This is a genomic window from Streptomyces sp. ISL-10 (assembly GCF_018614575.1).
Classification (GTDB): domain Bacteria; phylum Actinomycetota; class Actinomycetes; order Streptomycetales; family Streptomycetaceae; genus Streptomyces.
Genome location: NZ_JAGGOJ010000023.1, coordinates 17,743 through 37,212, shown reverse-complemented (window position 1 = coordinate 37,212; position 19,470 = coordinate 17,743). Strand labels below are relative to the sequence as shown.

Annotated in this window: 15 protein-coding genes; 3 read left to right on the top strand and 12 right to left on the bottom strand. The window is 71.6% G+C overall.

The features are described 5' to 3' along the window. Nucleotides 1-266: 266 nt before the first annotated feature. A complete protein-coding gene (locus tag J7E88_RS25890) occupies nucleotides 267-1,274 on the bottom strand; it encodes a stage II sporulation protein M (RefSeq protein ID WP_215185178.1) in 1,008 nt (335 codons plus the stop codon). A gap of 124 nt (nucleotides 1,275-1,398) precedes the next feature. On the opposite strand from J7E88_RS25890, the gene J7E88_RS25885 reads away from it, so the two are divergent. Then, the gene (locus J7E88_RS25885) at nucleotides 1,399-2,487 is read left to right on the top strand and encodes an RDD family protein (RefSeq protein WP_215185176.1); all 1,089 of its coding nucleotides are present in this window, start codon (nucleotides 1,399-1,401) and stop codon (nucleotides 2,485-2,487) included. A 108-nt stretch (nucleotides 2,488-2,595) separates the two neighbouring features. Here J7E88_RS25885 and J7E88_RS25880 read toward each other — a convergent pair whose 3' ends face one another. From J7E88_RS25880 to J7E88_RS25845, 8 genes are all read right to left on the bottom strand, one after another. Further along, nucleotides 2,596-3,210, bottom strand: a complete 615-nt coding sequence (locus tag J7E88_RS25880) for a hypothetical protein (RefSeq protein ID WP_215185173.1) — start codon at nucleotides 3,208-3,210, stop codon at nucleotides 2,596-2,598. Between the two features lie 230 nt (nucleotides 3,211-3,440). Next, nucleotides 3,441-4,898, bottom strand: a complete 1,458-nt coding sequence (gene ahcY, locus J7E88_RS25875) for an adenosylhomocysteinase (protein WP_215185172.1) — start codon at nucleotides 4,896-4,898, stop codon at nucleotides 3,441-3,443. 455 nt (nucleotides 4,899-5,353) lie between these two features. After that, on the bottom strand, nucleotides 5,354-6,322 hold the full coding sequence (locus J7E88_RS25870) for a cation diffusion facilitator family transporter (protein WP_215185170.1): 969 nt from the start codon (nucleotides 6,320-6,322) through the stop codon (nucleotides 5,354-5,356). Nucleotides 6,323-6,421: 99 nt separating this feature from the next. Then, nucleotides 6,422-7,600, bottom strand: a complete 1,179-nt coding sequence (manA, locus tag J7E88_RS25865) for a mannose-6-phosphate isomerase, class I (protein WP_215185168.1) — start codon at nucleotides 7,598-7,600, stop codon at nucleotides 6,422-6,424. 227 nt (nucleotides 7,601-7,827) lie between these two features. Next, complete coding sequence (locus J7E88_RS25860) at nucleotides 7,828-8,979, bottom strand: SIS domain-containing protein (RefSeq protein WP_215185166.1); 1,152 nt, start codon at nucleotides 8,977-8,979, stop codon at nucleotides 7,828-7,830. Nucleotides 8,980-9,046: 67 nt separating this feature from the next. After that, entirely contained in the window at nucleotides 9,047-9,229 is a 183-nt protein-coding gene (locus J7E88_RS25855) for a Trm112 family protein (RefSeq protein WP_215185164.1), read from the bottom strand. A gap of 364 nt (nucleotides 9,230-9,593) precedes the next feature. Beyond that, complete coding sequence (locus tag J7E88_RS25850) at nucleotides 9,594-10,955, bottom strand: phosphomannomutase/phosphoglucomutase (protein WP_215185162.1); 1,362 nt, start codon at nucleotides 10,953-10,955, stop codon at nucleotides 9,594-9,596. Between the two features lie 246 nt (nucleotides 10,956-11,201). Beyond that, nucleotides 11,202-11,630 (bottom strand): DUF3499 domain-containing protein, encoded by a 429-nt coding sequence (locus J7E88_RS25845; RefSeq protein WP_215185160.1) that lies wholly within the window; start codon nucleotides 11,628-11,630, stop codon nucleotides 11,202-11,204. 274 nt (nucleotides 11,631-11,904) lie between these two features. Between J7E88_RS25845 and J7E88_RS25840 the strand changes: the two genes are divergently transcribed. After that, nucleotides 11,905-12,333 carry a metallopeptidase family protein gene (locus J7E88_RS25840; RefSeq protein ID WP_215185182.1) on the top strand — a complete coding sequence of 143 codons (429 nt, stop codon included), beginning with the start codon at nucleotides 11,905-11,907 and terminating at the stop codon, nucleotides 12,331-12,333. Between the two features lie 132 nt (nucleotides 12,334-12,465). On the opposite strand, the gene J7E88_RS25835 is transcribed toward J7E88_RS25840, so the two are convergent. The 3 genes from J7E88_RS25835 to J7E88_RS25825 form a co-directional block, all read right to left on the bottom strand. Next, complete coding sequence (locus J7E88_RS25835) at nucleotides 12,466-14,031, bottom strand: DUF5719 family protein (protein ID WP_215185158.1); 1,566 nt, start codon at nucleotides 14,029-14,031, stop codon at nucleotides 12,466-12,468. Further along, nucleotides 14,028-17,789 carry a glycosyltransferase gene (locus tag J7E88_RS25830; RefSeq protein WP_215185156.1) on the bottom strand — a complete coding sequence of 1,254 codons (3,762 nt, stop codon included), beginning with the start codon at nucleotides 17,787-17,789 and terminating at the stop codon, nucleotides 14,028-14,030. The genes J7E88_RS25835 and J7E88_RS25830 overlap by 4 nt, the downstream gene beginning before the upstream one ends. A gap of 215 nt (nucleotides 17,790-18,004) precedes the next feature. Beyond that, nucleotides 18,005-18,268, bottom strand: a complete 264-nt coding sequence (locus tag J7E88_RS25825; protein ID WP_018846780.1) for a WhiB family transcriptional regulator — start codon at nucleotides 18,266-18,268, stop codon at nucleotides 18,005-18,007. A gap of 670 nt (nucleotides 18,269-18,938) precedes the next feature. Here J7E88_RS25825 and J7E88_RS25820 point away from each other — a divergent pair. Then, complete coding sequence (locus tag J7E88_RS25820; RefSeq protein ID WP_215185154.1) at nucleotides 18,939-19,454, top strand: cysteine dioxygenase family protein; 516 nt, start codon at nucleotides 18,939-18,941, stop codon at nucleotides 19,452-19,454. The last annotated feature ends 16 nt before the right edge of the window (nucleotides 19,455-19,470 follow it).

Genomic DNA, 19,470 nt, shown 5'->3' with positions numbered 1-19,470 from the left:
CGCTTTCGCGCTTCCCTTTCCAGCGGCTCCGACTTTATCAGAAGCATTTCGGCCGACCAAATCGGCTTCATGATTCGGATAAAGCTTCGGAATGGCTTCTCGGGAACCCAGTCCCGGCGGAAGCGAGAGAGACTCTAGATGTTCACGCCCGAACCTGTCCAGTCCCGGCAACTGTCCGAATCTACCTCCCCACGCGCCCCGTGTCAACGGGTTCGTGGGCGAAGAGGAGACTAGCAGCTCAGAGGGGCTCTACGCACATCCGCCCGTCAGGCTGCGGACGGGAGCTCAGCGCTGCGGTCCGGCTCAGCGACGTCACCGGTCTCCCCGGCCCGCGCGGCTCGGCCGCCGAGGATGTACACGTAAGCGAGAAATGCCAGCTCAGCGACGATGCCGATCGTGATCCGGGCCCAGGTCGGGAGGCCGGACGGCGTCACGAATCCCTCGATCACACCGGAGACGAAGAGGACAAGGGCCAGACCTATCGCCATCCCGATCGCGGCCCGGCCCTGTTGGGCGAGGGCGGTCCGCCGGCTCTGCGGGCCGGGATCGATGACCGTCCAGCCCAGGCGAAGACCGGTTCCGGCCGCGACGAACACGGCCGTCAGTTCCAGCAGCCCATGCGGAAGGATCAGGCCGAGGAACGTGTCGAGTCGACCGGCGGACGACATCAGGCCGATGCCGACTCCCAGGTTGAGGACATTGAGGAACAAGATCCAGATGACCGGGAGGCACAGGAACGCGCCGAGCGTCAGGCACATGGCCGCGGCCTGGGCGTTGTTCGTCCAGACCTGGGCGGCGAACGACGCCGCGGGGTGGCTGGAGTAGTACGTCTCGTAGTCGCCGCCCGGCTTGGTCAGTTGGCGCAGCTCCTCGGGAGCCGCGATCGCGGACTGGACCTCGGGGTGGGTGCCGATCCACCAGCCGATCACGGCCGCCAGCAGCGTCGAGAGGACTGCCGTCGGTATCCACCAGTGGCGGGAGCGGTAGACCGCTGCCGGAAAACCCGCCGTCAGAAAGGTGACGGCGTCCCGCCAGCCGGCTCGCCGGGTGCCCGTGACCGTGGCGCGTGCCCGGGCCACGAGCTGGGTGAGCCTGCCCGTGAGCATCGGGTCCGGAGCGCTGGACTGGATGAGAGAGAGATGCGTGGCCGTGCGCTGGTACAGGGCGACGAGTTCGTCGGCCTCGGCTCCGGTGAGATGGCGCCCCCTGTGCAGGAGGTAGTCGAGACGATCCCACTCTGCGCGGTGGGCGGTGACAAAGACGTCGAGGTCCATGGTCGGCTGCTGCTCCAGGCACTGGGTGCGTAGGGTCCGTACTACTGCGGCGCGCTTCCGGTCAGCTTGGCAGACTGAGGATTCACGGGGCAGGGAAGGCCGAGGAACGCGAGGGGTGGCTGCGGTGAGCGGGCTTGTGACGGGGGACGCGGTCGTACTGGGACTGCAGCCTGCGAGGTTGCCGAGCAGGGCGCTCGCGCTGGCGATCGACCTCGTGGTGGTGTGGACGGCATACCTGCTGGTGTCGATCGGGCTGGCGGTGGCCACAGCGTCTCTGGACGAGGCCGCGGTCATGGCGGTTTCGATCGCGACGTTCCTGCTGGTGCTGGTGGGCGCGCCGATCGCTGTGGAGACGCTCAGCCATGGTCGGTCACTGGGCAAGCTGGCCTGTGGGCTCCGGGTCGTGCGGGACGACGGCGGCCCCATCCGCTTCCGGCATGCGCTGGTGCGAGGAGCGATCGGGGTCGTGGAGATCCTCATGTCGTTCGGGGTCATCGCCCTTATCGCCTCGCTGGTCTCGGCGCGGGGGCGGCGCATCGGCGACGTCTTCGCGGGGACGTTGGTCGTCCGTGAGCGCGTGCCGGCAGCGCGCGCGGCATTGGTCGTTCCGCCGCCGCCGCCATGGCTGGTCGGGCGGTTCTCCGAGCTCGCTCTGTCAGGCGTTCCTGATGATCTGTGGCTCGCCATACGCCAGTACCTGACGCGCATGCGACAACTGGACACCGCGGTGAGCTGGTCCATGGCGCAACGGCTGGCGGGGGACCTGGCCGCCCGCACCGGAACGCCGGTTCCTCAGGGTGTGCCGCCCGCTGCCTATCTGGCGGCCGTGGTGAACGAGCGGCAGGCGCGTGATGCGCGACGTGCCTTCGCTGCGGCGGCGAGGTCCGCCGACGCGGACAGCCGTGCCGCCTTGGGTCGGGAGGTCGCTGCACCGGAGCCGTCGCGAGGGCCTGCGTCGGCTGGACCGGCGGCGGCTGGGCCCGAGCGGCCCGGGATCACCGGCCATGAGTCCGTCGAATCCGGGGCGGCCTGGGCGAGTCCCGGTCAGGCCGCCGGGACCGGGGCCGGCGGCGGGACCGGTGCAGAGGGGGTCGCGGCGTCCGGCGCAGAGGCCGTGGCCGCCACCGCGGTCCCCGACGAGAGGGACGGACGTCGTCCGTCGCCCGTCGACGTGAGGCCGTCGTCGTCGACCGGATTCGCGCCGCCCGCCTAGACGGTCGGGCACCAAAACGACCGAGCGGCTCCGCGACTGGACGGACCTGCGACCGGACGGGCCGCCGGTTCGGCCCGTGGACGGATCGACCGCTGCGGGCGGGGGGCGTCAGCGAAAGACCGACGGCGGACTTTCGAGGTCTTCGAGTTCGATGCCCGGCGCTGCGAGGACCACGTCTCCGGCGATGTGGACGGTGTGCTGTTCGCCCGTGTCCAGGGCGCTGACCTGGTATTCGTCCACGGTCAGGGGGGCGTTGTCAGTGGTGTGCGCTTCACTCTTCATCAGGGCCCAGGACTGGTCGACCGTGCGGGGGGCGAGGACCGGGTCCGTGAAGGCGACCAGGCGTACGCGGGTCGCGGGGGCGGAGGGGGTGAGGCGCAGCAGGCGGGCGGTCGCGACGAGGAAAGCGGGGGAAGTGCCGGTGAAGGCATGGGCGCGCACATTGCCTTCCGTGGCATGGGCCCCGGAGGGGTCGGTCCGGACCCAGGTGACGCCGTCCAGGGCGGCACCGCGGACCTGCCAGTCCGCTGCGTGGAGTTCGAGCCGGATGGGGCGGCCGAGCTCGTCGAGGGCCAGGTCGATCGTCCCGGCCTGATCGCCGGTGGGGGTGAGTGTGCGGGAGACATAGCGCCAGCCGGAAGGGCCGGGGGCGCATTGGAAGTGCTCTTCACCGAGGGGGGTGTGATCGTGCGGATCGTGGAGCGAATAGCGGCCACGGGGCATGGGGCGTGGGTGTCCTTGTGCGGTGAGGCTCGGCGGCGTGGCGACACGTCCTGACGCCCGGACCGTTCGAGGAGAGGTACGGGGCAGGCCCCCGACACGGGGGTGCGGGGGCCTGCCTTGTACCGGTCACGTCCGCCGCCGGGCTCTCGGCGGCGGTCCGGCGATCGAGGATCAGAGATCAGCGACCAGTGATCAGTGACGATCGGAAGTGATCAGTGGAGCGACCGTGATCAGTAGCGGTAGTGGTCGGACTTGTACGGGCCCTCGACCTCGACGCCGATGTACGCCGCCTGCTCCGGGCGCAGGGTGGTGAGCTTGACGCCGAGGGAGTCGAGGTGGAGACGGGCGACCTTCTCGTCGAGGTGCTTGGGCAGCACGTAGACGTCGGTCGGGTAGTCCTGGGGCTTGGTGTACAGCTCGATCTGCGCCAGCGTCTGGTCAGCGAAGCTGTTGGACATCACGAAGGACGGGTGCCCGGTGGCGTTGCCCAGGTTGAGCAGACGGCCCTCGGACAGGACGATCAGAACCTTGCCATCGGCGAAGGTCCAGGTGTGGACCTGGGGCTTGACCTCGTCCTTGACAATGCCGGGGATCTGCGCCAGGCCGGCCATGTCGATCTCGTTGTCGAAGTGACCGATGTTGCCCACGATCGCCTGGTGCTTCATCTTGGCCATGTCGGAGGCCATGATGATGTCCTTGTTGCCGGTCGTGGTGATGAAGATGTCGGCCGTCTCGACGACCTCGTCGAGCGTGGTGACCTGGTAGCCGTCCATGGCCGCCTGCAGGGCGCAGATCGGGTCGATCTCGGTGACGATCACCCGGGCGCCCTGGCCGCGCAGGGACTCCGCGCAGCCCTTGCCCACGTCGCCGTAGCCGCAGACCACGGCCGTCTTGCCGCCGATGAGGACGTCGGTGGCGCGGTTGATGCCGTCGATCAGCGAGTGCCGGCAGCCGTACTTGTTGTCGAACTTCGACTTCGTCACGGCGTCGTTCACGTTGATCGCCGGGAACAGCAGCGTGCCGTCACGGTGCATCTCGTACAGACGGTGGACACCCGTCGTCGTCTCCTCCGTGACACCACGGATCTCCGACGCGAGCTGCGTCCACTTCTGCGGGTTCTCGGAGAGGGTGCGGTTGAGCAGGCGCAGGATGTACGCGTACTCCTCGCTGTCGGCGGTCGAGGGGTCGGGAGCGGAGCCCGCCTTCTCGAACTCGACGCCCTTGTGTACCAGGAGGGTGGCGTCACCGCCGTCGTCGAGGATCATGTTCGGGCCGCCGGTGGGGGTGTTCGGCCAGGTCAGCGCCTGCTCCGTGCACCACCAGTACTCCTCCAGCGACTCGCCCTTCCAGGCGAAGACGGGGACGCCCTGCGGGTCCTCGGGGGTGCCCTTGGGACCGACGGCGACGGCGGCCGCGGCGTGGTCCTGGGTGGAGAAGATGTTGCAGGAGGCCCAGCGGACCTGGGCGCCGAGGGCGACCAGGGTCTCGATCAGGACGGCGGTCTGCACGGTCATGTGCAGGGAGCCGGTGATGCGGGCACCGACCAGCGGCTGGGCGTCGGCGTACTCCTTGCGGATCGACATCAGGCCGGGCATCTCGTGCTCGGCGAGAGTGATCTCCTTGCGGCCGAAGGCGGCGAGGGAAAGGTCGGCGACCTTGAAGTCCTGGCCGTTGGCGACAGTCGACATGCGAGCTGCTCCTCGTGGTTCGGGTCGAGGGTGGGTACGGCTTGCTCTGCGGCGGCCCGGGCATACGAATGCCCGGGAGTCAGCAGGACAGTCCGTCGGAGGCCCTCTCTCCCTCGGCCGGTCCCCGCGGGACCGCCCGACCGCCATCAGCAGCGACGTCTGAGTGGTTACGAATCTACACCGATCAGCCCAGTCGGCCCCAGCCCACCTGGGCCTGGGTTCCAGCCACTTTCAGAGCGCCGAGGCCTGGTCAAACAGCGCTTTCCGCGCATTTGATGTGGCTGGAATCTGTTGCACGTTGCTCCGGGATCGCTCCCTGGATCGCTCCGGGGCGGTTCGGAATCGGCCAGGGATCGCCCGGGATCGCTCTGGGACCGGACCGGTCCAGGAAGGCATGGGAAAGGGCCCTGGACGGTGTGGTCCAGGGCGGGCCCTTCCCCATGCGGTCGCAGGGCTCAGTGGCCGGCGTCGCCCGGCGCCTTGCTGCTCGGGTCGGGGCCCGCCGACGCCGACGACGCGTTGTAGATGTCCGGCTCCAGGTAGATCACGCGCGCGATCGGTACGGCCTGGCGGATGCGGTCCTCGGCCGCGTTGATCGCCTCGGCCACCTCGGCGGCCGTGTCCTCGTGCTGGACGGCGATCTTCGCGGCGACGAGCAGTTCCTCCGGGCCGAGATGCAGCGTGCGCATGTGGATGATACGCGTGACCGCGTCACCGTCCACGAGGGCGGCCTTGATCTTCTCGATGTCCTCCGTGCCGGCGGCCTCGCCGAGCAGCAGGGACTTCGTCTCGGCGGCGAGCACGATCGCGATGATGATCAGCAGGACACCGATGCACAGGGTGCCGATGCCGTCCCAGACGCCGTTTCCGGTGAGCAGGGCGAGTCCGACGCCGCCCAGGGCGAGGATCAGACCGACGAGCGCGCCCAGGTCCTCCAGCAGGACGACCGGCAGCTCGGGAGCCTTGGCGCGGCGCACGAACTGCGTCCAGCTGAGATTGCCCCGCAGCTCGTTCGACTCCTTGATGGCGGTGCGGAACGAGAACGTCTCGGCGATGATCGCGAAGACCAGAACGCCGACCGGCCAGTACCAGGCCTCGATCTCGTGCGGGTGCTTGATCTTCTCGTAGCCCTCGTAGATGGCGAACATGCCGCCGACGGAGAAGAGCACGATGGAGACGAGGAAGGCGTAGATGTAGCGCTCGCGCCCGTAACCGAAGGGGTGTTGCGGGGTGGCCTCGCGCTGGGCCTTCTTGCCGCCGAGCAGCAGCAGTCCCTGGTTGCCCGAGTCGGCGACCGAGTGGACGCTCTCCGCGAGCATCGACGACGATCCGCTGAAGAGGAACGCCACGAACTTCGCTACCGCGATCGCGAGGTTGGCGGCGAGTGCCGCCACGATCGCCTTGGTGCCGCCTGACGCGCTCATGTGTTCCGGGTGTCCCTTCGTACTGACGTCGATCGCTTCCGGGGCTTTGCCCGGCCTTTGCGGTGCGCCATTGTTGCAGCACCCCGAAGCGGCGCTGTCTCAGGCCACCACTGTGGCGCGGAAGAGCGTGCCCGGGCCGCCGTCGGTGCCCGTGATGCGCACGGTCTCGCCGGCCGGTACGAAGGCCGATTCGCCTGGGGCGAGCGCCAGCTCACCGGCCGTCACGCCGCCCGCCGTGCACAGCAGGATCTGCGGGGTCGCGGCCGTGAGGTCGCAGGGCGCGGAGTCGGGGGCCAGCACGAAGCGAGAGAGCCGGAACTCGTCGATCGGGGTGTCGTACACCTCCTCGCCCGCCGGTGACTGCTCGGGACGCAGCACGCCGGGGTCGTCCGCCTGGAAGCGGACGATGCGCAGCAGCTCGGGTACGTCGACATGCTTGGGCGTCAGGCCGCAGCGCAGCACGTTGTCGGAGTTGGCCATGATCTCGACGCCGAGGCCGGAGAGGTAGGCGTGCGGGACTCCGGCACCGAGGAACAGCGCTTCGCCGGGCTGCAGTTGGACGTGGTTGAGGAGCATGGCGGCGATGACGCCCGGGTCGCCGGGGTAGTGGCGCGCGATGGCAGCGTAGGGGGCGTAGGGGCCACCGAGCCGGTCGGCGGCGGTCGCGGCCTCGTGGACGGTGGCAGCCATCTCCTCGCGGTCGGCCGTCAGTACGGCGGTGAGGACCTCGCGGAGCGCGGCCTCTTCGGGGTGGGCGTGCAGCAGGTCCACGTACGGCTTGAGGGAGTCGACGTCGAGGCCGGCCAGCAGATCGGCCGCGTCGATGGGCGCGCGGAAGCCGCACAGGCCGTCGAAGGGCGTGAGCGCGCAGATCAGTTCGGGCTTGTGGTTGGCGTCCTTGTAGTTGCGGTGCGGGGCGTCGAGGGGGACGCCCGCATCCTGTTCGGCGGCGTAACCGGCCTTGGCCTGGTGGAGGTCGGGGTGGACCTGGAGAGAGAGCGGGGCACCGGCCGCGAGGAGCTTCAGCAGGAACGGCAGCCGGGGGCCGAACTTGGCGACAGTCGCCGCGCCGAGCTCCCGTTCGGGGGCCTCGGCGATGACCTCGGAGAGCGGCCGGGCCTTCTCGCCGCCGCGGCTGACGTGGGACGGCGCGCCGGGGTGTGCGCCCATCCACATCTCGGCCTGCGGCTCGCCGGTGGGAGTGACGCCGAGCAGTTCCGGGATGGCGGTCGTGGACCCCCAGGCGTAGGGGCGCACGGTGTTGGCGAGGCGATCCATGGTCTTCCCTGGTCCTTCTGCGGTACGGCTTGTGTGCGGTACGGCTGATCTGCGGTGCACCGGTCCGGTACGGCAGCTCCGGTACACCGGTCCCGTACAGCGGTTCCGGCGCGTCGGCTCCAGTACGGCGGATCCGGTATATCGGCCCTTGATACGGCCGGGCCGCGTACGGGGAGCGTCCGTCCGGCGGATCCCCGGTGTCGCAGGGGTGTCCGCTGGGCGGTGACCTACTCCTGGTCGCCCGCGCCGCGGTCGCCGGAGTCGGCCAGCGACAGGTACACGGCGGCGAAGTCGGTCACGGCGAGCAGCTCCGCGATCGATTCCAGCTCGGAACCGTCCTCCGGTTCGAGCTCGCTGATCGGCGTGTCGTGGCCGAGGGCGAGTTCGCGTGCGGCCGGAGCGGCGGTGAGCCCGCCCGCGGGCCGGTCCCGCAGCAGGACGATGCGGGCACGCATCGCCTGCTGCTCCTCGACGCGGTCGCGGAAGAAGTCGTCGGGATCGGCTCCCGCCGCGAAGTCTCCGACCAGGAGCACGCCGTGGGCGGGCAGGGCCTCCGGCAGCTCGGCGGCGAGCGCCGGCCGGCCGGCGACCTCGGCGAGGACCGCGGCGAAGCGGCGGCCGGCGGGGGCCGCGCCCGTGCCCTCCGTCCAGATGAGGGGAAGGCTGTCGGCGAGCTCGGCGGCCAGTGTCTTGGCCGGGTTGCTGTAGGTGGCGATCGCGGGGCCGCATCGCTCGGCCGTGCGGTCCAGCCGGTCGGCGACCTTGGCGAGCAGCTCGGGGGGCGCTTCGACGAGCCCCAAGCGGTCGAGGAGGCTCAGCAGCGGTGTCAGCAGGGCCCACAGCGCACCGGGGCTGGCCGCCTGCCCCTCCTCGTACAGCTCATAAGGGGCGGTGGCCATGGGGACGACCATGCCGTGTGTGCCGCCGACCGCCTCGGACAGCGGTGAGGTCCGGGGGGCGACGGCGACGACCGTGCAGCCGCGCCGGTACGCCTGTTCGGCGAGCTGGGCGAGGCCCGGTTCGCTGCCGTCGTTCGTCGCGACGAGCAGGAGGTCCAGCGAGCCCGCCCAGCCCGGCAGGGCCCAGCGAAGCGCGCCGGCGGCGTGGGCCACGCCCGTGGGCCGCAGGGCGATGACGGGGGCGGAGGCACCGGCGAGGGCGCCGATGAGGTCGGCGACGCCGACGGCTGCGGTGCCGGGCCCGGCGACGAGGACGGCCCGCGGGCGTCCCTCGGGGGTGAGCTCGGCGATTCCGGCCTCGGCCGCGTGCCGGGCGGCGGAGCGTACCCGCGCCCCGGCTTCGGCGGCGCCGCGCAGGAGGCCTCGGTGGTCGATGCGGGCGAGAGCTTCCGGGGCGTCGAGGAGCGACTCGTCGAGCATGGGGTGGGGCCTCCGATCGCCGTACGCGGGCGGGGGGGTGTGTGAGGTTGTGTAGGCCGGTCCCGCCCTAGGAGGGGCGGCGGGCCTCGTCGACCAGGAGGACGGGGATGCCGTCCCGTACGGGGTAGGCCAGGCCGCAGTCCTTGCCGGTGCAGATCAGCTCGGGGGTCTCGCCCGCCGTTCGGTCGTCGAACGGGGCGTGGCACGCCGGGCAGGCGAGGATCTCCAGGAGGCCGGCTTCGAGCGGCATGTCAGCGGTGTCCCTTCGGGCGTCTCGCAGGTCCGGTGTGCGGTTCGGCAGCGTCGGACGTGCGGTCACGGTCTGGCGGATCGGGCCTCGTCAGCCTACCGCCGGGAAGTGGCATGCGGCTCGTTCTGACCACGCCCCGGAGCGTGTGGTGCCGGGGCGTGCTGCGAGGGGCGGCCGGACGTCCCAGGCCGGGTCGGGGCCGGTCCGGCCGAGTCGGTCCGGGCGGCCGCCAGGTCGGGGCCGCCAGCGCCGCGTCGGGGCAGGCGCGGTCGGGTCGGTCGGGTCGGTCGGGTCGGTCGGGTCGGTCGGGTCGGTCGGGTCGGCGGCAGCGAGTGCCCGGGCAGGCCGCCGGGAAAGGGACGGGTCAGGCGCGGACCAGGGCCAGGACCTCGTCGCGGATCTTCGTCATCAGCGCCTCGTCGCACGCCTCGACGTTGAGTCGCAGCAGCGGCTCCGTGTTGGAGGCGCGCAGGTTGAACCACCAGTCACCGGCCGCCACCGTCAGGCCGTCCAGGTCGTCGGTCGTCACGCCCTCGCGGGCCGCGAAGGCGTCCCGTACCGCGGCCGCCCGGCCGGCCTGGTCCTCGACCTGCGAGTTGATCTCCCCGGAGGCGGCGTAGCGGTCGTAGCGGGCGACCAGCCGGGACAGCGGGCGGTCCTGCGAGCCGAGGGCCGCGAGCACGTGGAGGGCGGCCAGCATGCCGGTGTCGGCGTTCCAGAAGTCGCGGAAGTAGTAGTGCGCGGAGTGCTCGCCGCCGAAGACGGCACCGTGGCGGGCCATCTCCTCCTTGATGAACGAGTGCCCCACCCGGGTGCGCACCGGCGTGCCGCCCTGCTCGCGTACGACCTCCGGGACCGACCAGGACGTGATCAGGTTGTGGATGACCGTGCCGCCCGGGTGCTTGGCCAGTTCGCGGGAGGCAACGAGCGCGGTGATCGCGGACGGTGAGACGCCCTCGCCGCGCTCGTCGACGACGAAGCACCGGTCGGCGTCGCCGTCGAAGGCCAGGCCCAGGTCGGCGCCCTCGGCGAGGACGCGGGCCTGGAGGTCGACGATGTTCGCGGGGTCGAGGGGGTTGGCCTCGTGGTTGGGGAACGTGCCGTCGAGCTCGAAGTACATCGGGACGAGCGTGACGGGCAGGGCGCCGAAGACGGTGGGGACGGTGTGGCCGCCCATGCCGTTGCCCGCGTCCACGACGACCTTCAGCGGGCGCATCGCCGACAGATCGACCAGCGACAGCAGGTGGGCCGCGTAGTCCGTGAGCGTGTCACGCTCGGTGACCGTGCCGGGCCGGGCGGCGGGCTCCGGACAGCCGTCGGCGGACCAGGCGGCGACCAGGTCGCGGATGTCCGCGAGACCTGAGTCCTGGCCGACGGGGGCGGCGCCTGCGCGGCACATCTTGATGCCGTTGTACTGCGCGGGGTTGTGCGAGGCGGTGAACATCGCGCCCGGCAGGCCGAGGCGTCCGGAGGCGAAGTACAGCTGGTCGGTGGAGCACAGGCCGATCAGGGTGACGTCGGCGCCGCGCGCCGCCGCGCCGCGGGCGAAGGCGCTGGACAGACCGGGCGACGAAGGTCGCATGTCATGGCCGACGACGATCGCGTCCGCGTCGGTCACCTGCACGAACGCGGCGCCGAAGAGTTCGGCGAGCCCCTCGTCCCACTGATCCGGCACCACTCCGCGGACGTCGTACGCCTTCACGATCTGCGACAGATCAGCAGCCACGGCCCAATCCTCCTGAAGTCTTGCAGTCGCATCAAACTACCCGCAGGGGTCGGGGCCGGCTGCCCCGGACCTGACTTCGCTCTCCACGACCTGACGAGAGCACGCTCGTCGGGGCCGGCCCGCATCCGCCGGGTTCGGTGGCAGGGCATGACGGCGCCGGGGCAACGGGCGGGGAGGGCGGGCTGGTTGGCCCATGTGCGAACGGCCGGCTCGTGGCGCGAGGGGCGCGTAGGCGAGGACGGTGGCTCAGTTGTCCGGGGAGCGCAGCACCCGCAGGTGGCCGCGGCGCGCGACCTCCATGGGGTCCGCCGAGCGGCGTCCGCCCTGTCCGCCCGCCTCTGCCCTACGGCTCTGGGGCCGGGCCGCCTCCCGCACCGCGTTCGCCAGCGCCTCGAGGTCGTCGCCGCTGGGGCGTGCCGGGGCGGAGCCGTCCGTGAGCCGGACGACCTCCCAGCCGCGAGGGGCGGTCAGCCGCTCGCTGTGCTCGGCGCACAGGTCGTAGCAGTGGGGCTCGGCGTAGGTGGCGAGCGGGCCGAGGACCGCAGTCGAATCGGCATAGACGTACGTCAGTGTCGCGACGGCAGGGCGGCCGCACGCGGTGCGCGAACAGCGACGTACAGGGCTCACGACGTTGGACGGTACCGCACTCTTGAGCGGGCTGCGACGACTCTCCACCAGGTCACTCCCCCGTGTCGTGGTGTGGCATCCGACAAAACGGCTGTTCCGGCAACTCGCCTGACCTGCACGGAAAGAGAACCACATGAGCGACGTCCGCGCAGGAGCCGGTCATGACTTGGGGTGAATAATGTCAATCGGACCGAGATCACCGATCTCCTGATGCGCGTAATCGAGCCGAACCTTGGCCGGAACGGTCAAGGGGCGACAACCGGCGGTGGCGGGGCCCGGGCGACGATCGGCGCCCGCGCCGGAGAGTTACCCTGCGTCAGTGATGGACAGTCCTGTACCGCCCCGCCCGACCGAGCCGAAACCGCGCCGCCGCGACCGCCACGGCCGGGGCATGCGCGGGCCCGTCGCCCCGCCGCAGGTCCCCCTCGCCGCCAGCCGCGCGGAGACCTTCCGTGACCTGGTGCAGGACTCCGTCGAGCGGCTCGAGCGGCGCTGGCCGCAGCTGGCGGACGTCGACTTCCTCGTCCTGGACGTGCCGGGCTCACCGGACGATTCGGTCCCGCTGGGCAGTGCCGAACCGGCCGCGAAGGACCGGCCGGCGCGGATCATGGTCTACCGGCGGCCCGTCGAGATCCGGACGAAGAACCGCGACGAACGGGCCCTGCTGGTGCACGAGGTCGTCGTCGAGCAGGTGGCGGAGCTGCTGGGCCTCTCACCGGAGTCCGTCGATCCACGCTACGGCCAGGACTGACCGCTCGCGGCCCGCGCCGTACGCAACCGGCTCCGTCACCGATGTGCCGCCGATGTGCCGCCGGCCGGCGCGTACACCGGCCCGGGATCCGGCCCGCGGGCCACGCATCAGGTCGCGACGGCCCGCCCGCCCTCAGTCGTCCAGCACCGACAGGTCCTGCTCCGCCTCCGGGACGACCACCGTGCCGCGGTCGTCCGGGAGGGTCTGGACCGTGAACATCGGGACGCCGTTGTCCGCGATCTCCAGCGTGCGCGACGCGTGCACCGGTCCGCCGGACAGCGTTTCGACCGTCACCGCGTACGAGCCCTTCAGCCCGGCCGGCACCGGCGGGACGATCGCCAGTGTCGTGCCGGCCTTCACCGAGTACGTCTTGACGGCCTGCGCGCCCGCCTCCGTGCCCGCCGATGCCGTGACCCTGACCTCGGCCGCCTTGCCGGGGGCAATGAGCGAAAGGATCGAACCCTTCGCGCGGTTGTCGGCGGCCGTGGCGCGCTCGCCCACCGGCGCCGCGGCCGGGATGAAGGCGATCTCCTTCTTCTCCCCCTTGCCGCGCACGACCCTCAGTGCCGCCACGACGGGTGTGGCGCGCCCCTTTTCGGCGGGGCCGAGGATCAGAGAGCCGGCCTCGTTCTTGGTGACGTCGGCGAGGTCGACGGTCGCGGTCATCCCCGACTTCACGTGCAGAGTCTCGTGCCCGGCCGGGGTGATCGTCCCGGTGGGGCTCGCCAGTTGGACCTTCAGCTCGGCGTCGTCGTCGCCCGGGGCGAAGGCCACCAGGTGCACGGATGTGGCGTCCGAGGGGATGCCGGGCAGCACGGCGGTGCCGTCCGGGTCGGCGGAGGCGGCGAGCCAGTCGCTGCCCTCGGCCTCGTCGGCGGCCCGTACGACGGCGCCCACGCGGCCCGTGCGGGTGGTGACGTGGACGGTCACGTCGTCGGCCTTGTCGGCGGTGAGCGTCGAGAGCAGCACGGGAACGCTGGAGCCGGCCGGGACCGTGATGCCCTCGGAGAGCGTGCTCCCCAGCACACCGTCCTTGCCGTACACCTCGATGTCGGCGACGGCGCCGGACTCGTCGGGGTTGGTCAGGTGCACATAGTCCTGCCGCCCCTCGGCGAGGGAGGCGCCGGGGAACCAGAAGTCGGTGTCGGGCGCGGTGCAGCTGACACCGAGCAGCCCTCGTCCGCTGCCCGCGGGGATCGACGTCGTCTGCTGGGTGGTCCAGCCGGGCGCGAGGGAGCCGGTGGCGGTGCCGACGAGGGCGGGAGCCTCGCCGCCGTCCGCCTCGGCGGACACGGGCTTGCCGGGCTCCTTCACGACGACGACGGCCTTGTCGGGGGCGGGCTTCTTCGCGGCGCCCGAGGCCTTGTCCCCGTCCTTCTTCTTGCCGCCCTTGGCCGGTGCGGCATCGGTGTCGGCCAACACGGCCGCCGACGGCCGCAGTTCGGCCGAGTCCGCCTCTGCGCCTTCCGTCTGTCCCTCGCCCTTCTCGCGCGCGGGCGTGAAGGACGTGTACCGGGTCTCAGCGAGTTCGGAGCTGCTCGGCGCGGGGCAGAGCTGGCTGGAGCGTTCCACAGGCAGAGGCAGCGCGAGGTCGCCCCGGGTGGACTCGGTGCCGTCCGGGGCGGACAGTGTCGCGAATCCGGTGACCGCCGCGAGGGCGGTGGCGACCGCGATCAGGGAGATGGTCGTGCGCTTCACTCTGAATCGCCTCGCGTCGTGCCGGGGGCCTGGGCGGGCGGCTCGGGGTACGCGCCGCCGTCGGGGTACTGCTCGCCGTATGCGTACGGGCCGTGGTGGCGGTCGTCCTGCGGGTACTGATCGGTGCCGTAGGACGCCGCCCCGTACGAGCCGTCCTGGTAGGGCTGCTGATACGCGCCTTCGCCGTAGGACTGCTGCTCGGAGCTGTACGGCTGCTCGGAGCCGTAGGACTGTTCCGAACCGTACGGCTGCTCGGACGAGCCGTAGGGCTGCTCACCGGCGTACTGGCCGCCCGGGTACTGCTCGTTGCCGTAGGCGTAACCGCTCTCGTCGCCGTAGGCCGGCTGCTGCGCCTGCTCGGACTGCCAGTCGCCGTACGGCTGCTGCTGGGGAACGGCCGCGTAGGGCGCGGCCTGTTCGTCCGGGGCAGGGGTGAAGGCACCGTGGCCGTCGGCCTGTTGGGCGTACGGATCCGGGTCGGGTGCGCTGTCCTGGGCGGCCGCCGCCTCGGCCTCGGCCTGGGCGCGGAGCCGGCGTGCCCGGCGGCCCTCGCCCGCCTCCGGCTGGAGGGGAACGGCGAGTTCCTCCTCCGGCAGGTCGTCGTCGATCTCGCGACGCCGGCCGGGCAGCGCGAGCACCACCAGGACGAGCGCGAGGAACGCCTGGGCCCAGATCCACGCGGTGTGCGTCGACGGGCCCTCGTACGTCAGGTCCAGCCGGCCGCCCTCTGCGGGCAGTTCGAAGCCCTGCGCCCAGCCGTCGACGGTCCTCTTCTTCAGTGCCCGGCCGTCCAGCGTGGCCTGCCAGCCCGCTGCGGCGTGGTCGGCGATGCGCAGGACGCGGCCGGAGCCGCCGGCGGGGACCTCGGTGTGCGCCTCGACGGCGTCCGAGGCGACAGGCAGCGGATCGCTCCTGCCGTCGACGATCGTCGCGCGGGCGACCTGGCGGTCCACCCGCCACAGCGCGCTGCCGTCGAGCTGGCTGAGCCGGCTCAGCCCGGGGGTGGCGTCGAGGACGCGACTGGTCTGGCGGGGCACTCCGTCGCGTACCAGCACGTAGCGGATCGCGTAGCCGCTGAGCTGGTCGGTCTGGTCGGCGCCGGAGCCGGCTACCAGGTGGGCGACGATCTTGTCCAGGCGGGCGTCGCCGCCGCCCGCCTCGGCGAGCTCGGCGTCGCCCAGGCGGCCGCCGGAGCCGCGCACCAGGGCGTAGGAGACCTTGGCAGCCGATGTGCCGCCGAGGACGAGGGTGCGGGGCTGGTCGCGGGTGTCGCTCTCCTCGGCGACGAAGGCGGGCACCTGCACGGGGTCGCGACGCGTCAGCGGGCCCGCGGCGCCGTCGATCATCCAGCCGGCCGCCGCGGCGACGGGGGCGAGCGCCGCGGCGAGCGCGACCAGGACGGCGACGGGCTGGCGCCAGCCGAAGTCCTGTGCGGCGACGCGGGTGCGTCCGCCCTCGGCGCCGAGCACGGCCGCGGACAGCAGCGCGATGCCTTGGACGAGGGTGGCGGGCCCGGCCCAGCCGGAGCCGTTCGTCAGGGCCGCGAAGACGAGGGCGACCAGGGCGACCGCCCAGGAGATGCGGATGGCGAACTGTCGTTCCTCGCGCAGCAGGGCGGCGAGCGCGGCCAGCACGACGCCGAGCATCAGGATGCCGCCGGCGGCGCCGGGGCCGCCGGGGCTGATGCCGAGCAGGTCCAGGGCGTCGGCCGATCCGCTGCCGAACGCCAGACCCGCCTCGCGGAAGAACCCGGAGGGGTGGCTCAGCAGGGACAGCGACCAGGGCGCGAGGACGAGCACCGGGGTGCCGACGGCGGCGAGGAAACGCAGCGCGTAGGCGGTGATGTCGTCCCGGCGCAGGACGAGGACGGCGATGCCGGTGACCACGGCCAGCGGCCACACGACGGGTGTGAAGGCCATGGCGAAGGTCAGCAGCAGGGCGTAGGCCCAGGTGGCCCGCCAGCCGCCGCGGCCGCCGCCCTTGATCCGCAGCCCGTGTGCGGCGACGGCGGCCCGGGCGATGAGCGGCAGGACGATCGCGAGGACGGCGGTGCCGAGGCGGCCGGTCGAAAGCGCTCCGGTCGCGGCGGGCAGGAAGGCGTACGCGATGCTCGCCCAGGCGCGCAGCAGGCGGGACTCGACGATGGGCCGGGACGCGAAGTAGGCGGTGAGGCCCGCGAGCGGGACCGAGCAGACGAGCAGCACGGTCAGGGCGAGTCCGGTGGAGCCGAGGAACAGCACGGACAGGACGGCGAGGACCGCGAGGTACGGAGGCGCCGTCTGGGTGCCGCCGGTGCCGACCGGATGCCAGCTGTCCGCGTAGCGGCTCCACAGGTCCGATACGTCGGCAGGCGCGGGCAGCAGGGCACCGCCGGCCAGCGCCCCGCCGCCGAACAGGCCGCGGCAGGCGACGAGGGAGACGAGGAGGAGCACGGCGAACAGCAGCGGTCCTGGCTTGCGGGCGATCTTCTTCAGCCGTGCGAACTGCTCGATCTCCAGGAACTCCGCGTCGTCGCCGCCGGGCCCCGACTCGACGGCGCCGTGCCGGGAGCCGCCGGAATCGGCGTCCGAACCGCCGAAGCCCGAGACGACCTGTTCGACGGTGGCGCGGACGGTCGCGCCGGGCGGCGGGAACAGCGGCCGCAGCTCGCTCGCGTCCACGTCCCGCCGTGCCCGTCTGCGGCGGCCTGCGAGGATCCGCTCGGGCCGCAGCAGCACGCCGGAGAGTCCCATGACCTCGTCGACGGCCTGACCCGGCACCTTGCCGACGAGATAGGCGAGGGTGCGCAGCAGGGTGCCGACGACGAGGCGCAGCAGGACCCAGGGCAGGGCGACGCCGCGCGCGTTGGTCAGCAGGGTGTAGACGGCGCCGGCCTTGTCGACGCGGTGCGGGCTGGCGACGGACCGGCCGGCGCAGTCGACGGTGCGCCGCTCCCGGGCGGCCGCCTCCGCGTGGCGCAGTACGGCGCCGGGGGCGACGAGGACCCGGTGTCCGGCGCTGTGGGCGCGCCAGCACAGGTCGACGTCGTCGCGCATCAGGGGCAGCCGCCGGTCGAAGCCGCCGAGCTCCTCGTACACGTCCCGGCGGATGAGCATGCCCGCCGTGGAGACGGACAGGACCGAGCGGATCTGGTCGTGCTGGCCCTGGTCCTGCTCGCGCCGGTCGAGGCCTGTCCAGCGGCGGCCGCTGTTGGCGATGGAGACGCCCGCTTCGAGGAGCTGCTTGCGGTCGTACCAGCCGCGCAGCTTGGGGCCGACGATCGCCGCGTATGCGTCGGAATCGGCGACGCGCAGCAGCTCGGCGAGTGCGGTGGGCTCGGGCGCGCAGTCGTCGTGGAGGAGCCACAGCCACTGCACGGGTTCGCCGTGCGGCAGCTCGGGCATGTCGTACGCCTCGTCGCGCCAGGTCCTGGTGACGGGGTCCCAGCCGCTGGGCCGCTTCAGGTAGGGCAGGTCGTCGGCAGTGAGGACACCTGCGGTGCGGGCCGCCTCGTCGACGGCCATGCCGAAGCCGGTGCGGCGGGCGAGGTGCAGGACGCGGTCGGGGCCGAGGGCGTCCGTGAGCAGCTGCGCGGAGTCGTCGGCGCTGCCGGTGTCGGCGGCCACGACGTTCTGTACGGGGCGTTCCTGGCCGAGCACTCCGGCGAGGGCGTCGGGGAGCCAACGTGCGCCGTCGTGGGAGACGAGCACGGCAGTGACGACGTGTCGCGGGAACTCGGGCGCGTGTGCCGGGACAAACGCGGCTGTGGTGGCGGACATTGAGGTACGGGCCCTCCGGCCAAGGTCGCCCCGACGGGGCGTTGGTGCGTCACGGACGGGGCCCCACACTAACGGCTGACATGTCAGCGGTCCGCCGCCTGTGCACCGGGCACAGACGGCGGACCGTTCACCTTGTGGTCATTTGCACTTTTTGGCCGGACACTGGCCGGCCCGCGGTCGGCGGGCGGCGCATCGGTCGATCAGCGGCGCATCGATCAGACGGCGGCTTTCTTGAGCCGGCGGCGCTCGCGCTCCGAGAGACCGCCCCAGATGCCGAATCGCTCGTCGTTGTTGAGGGCGTACTCAAGACATTCGGAGCGGACTTCGCAGGCGAGGCACACCTTCTTGGCCTCCCTCGTGGAACCGCCCTTCTCGGGGAAGAAGGACTCGGGATCGGTCTGGGCGCACAAGGCGCGCTCCTGCCAGCCGAGTTCCTCGTCCGCGTCCTCGACCAGCAGTTGCTGGAACAGCTCGGTCATGTGCGCCCCTCGTCTGTCTTTGCGTCCCCGTGATGTTGCCGCGATCGTTTTCGGCCGAACGACACGAGTGAAATTACAAGTGTGTGGCTCCAGGCCAGTCAAGCCACGATCTGCTATTGGGCCCGGTATTCACTCTGCGGAACCAAGGCTATGCGGAAAGTGTTCAAATCACCAAAAACCTGACACATGCCAGCGGCCTGCTCCACACCTCCTCCCCGACGGAGGGGAGACGGCCCCTCGCGAAGGGAAGACGTCGCAAACATTGATCTTGTTGCAATCAAGCCATCAAAGCGATCCGGATCACAGTACGGTCACGGCGCGCCAACGGCGTTTGCGAGCACGGTTGCTGGCGCATGTCTCCTGGTCGGCGGCTGCACAAACCTTTCTCTGTTCGCGGTAACCGGATGTGATGAAACATTGCCGCCAAATCGGGCATTGGGTTGACATGGGGTAAGGGGAGCAGTCACCTTTGATCCCATGCCAGCGACCTCAGCGCCCCTCGCGACCCGCCTCCGCGGGTTCCGCAGCGCTGTCCAGGCCCGCTGTTGCTGTTGCTGTTCCAGCTGTTGATGCCCACGAGCTCCAGCTTTTTCTCGCATTTCTGCTCCGCCTCCCCCGGGCTCCGGCCGGGGAGACCCCCAGCACGCATCTCCGCCGAGGAACCCCACGCATGAACAGCGACAGCGACCTCCAGATCGCCGGCGACATCCTCGCCGTACAGCACCTGCTCCAGCCCGCCCGTGAGCACCCGGCCACCGTGTCCGAGTTCGCCGGGCTCGCCCGCTCCATCGCCGCCGACCGCGCGCGCTGGGAGCACCTCGTCGAGTACGACGCCACCTCCCGCTGGTACCACCGGCTGCAGACCGGTCCCGGCTACGAGGTCTGGCTGCTCAGCTGGGTCCCCGGCCAGGGCAGCGGCCTGCACGGCCACGGTGCCTCCTCCGGCGTGCTCACCGTGCTCGACGGCGCGCTGACCGAACGCACCGAGGGCGGCGAACGGTCCCTGGGCGCGGGAGCGCAGCGGGTCTTCGCCCCCGGCTATGTGCACGAGGTCGTCAACGACTCGCTGGAGCCGGCCGTGAGCCTGCACGTGTACTACCCGGGCCTGACCGAGATGCCGATGCACACCGCCGCCCGGTGCACCCAGGAGTCCCTTCCGGGCGCGCACGAGTCCGTTCCGGCCTGAGGCGCCGTCGCCGCGC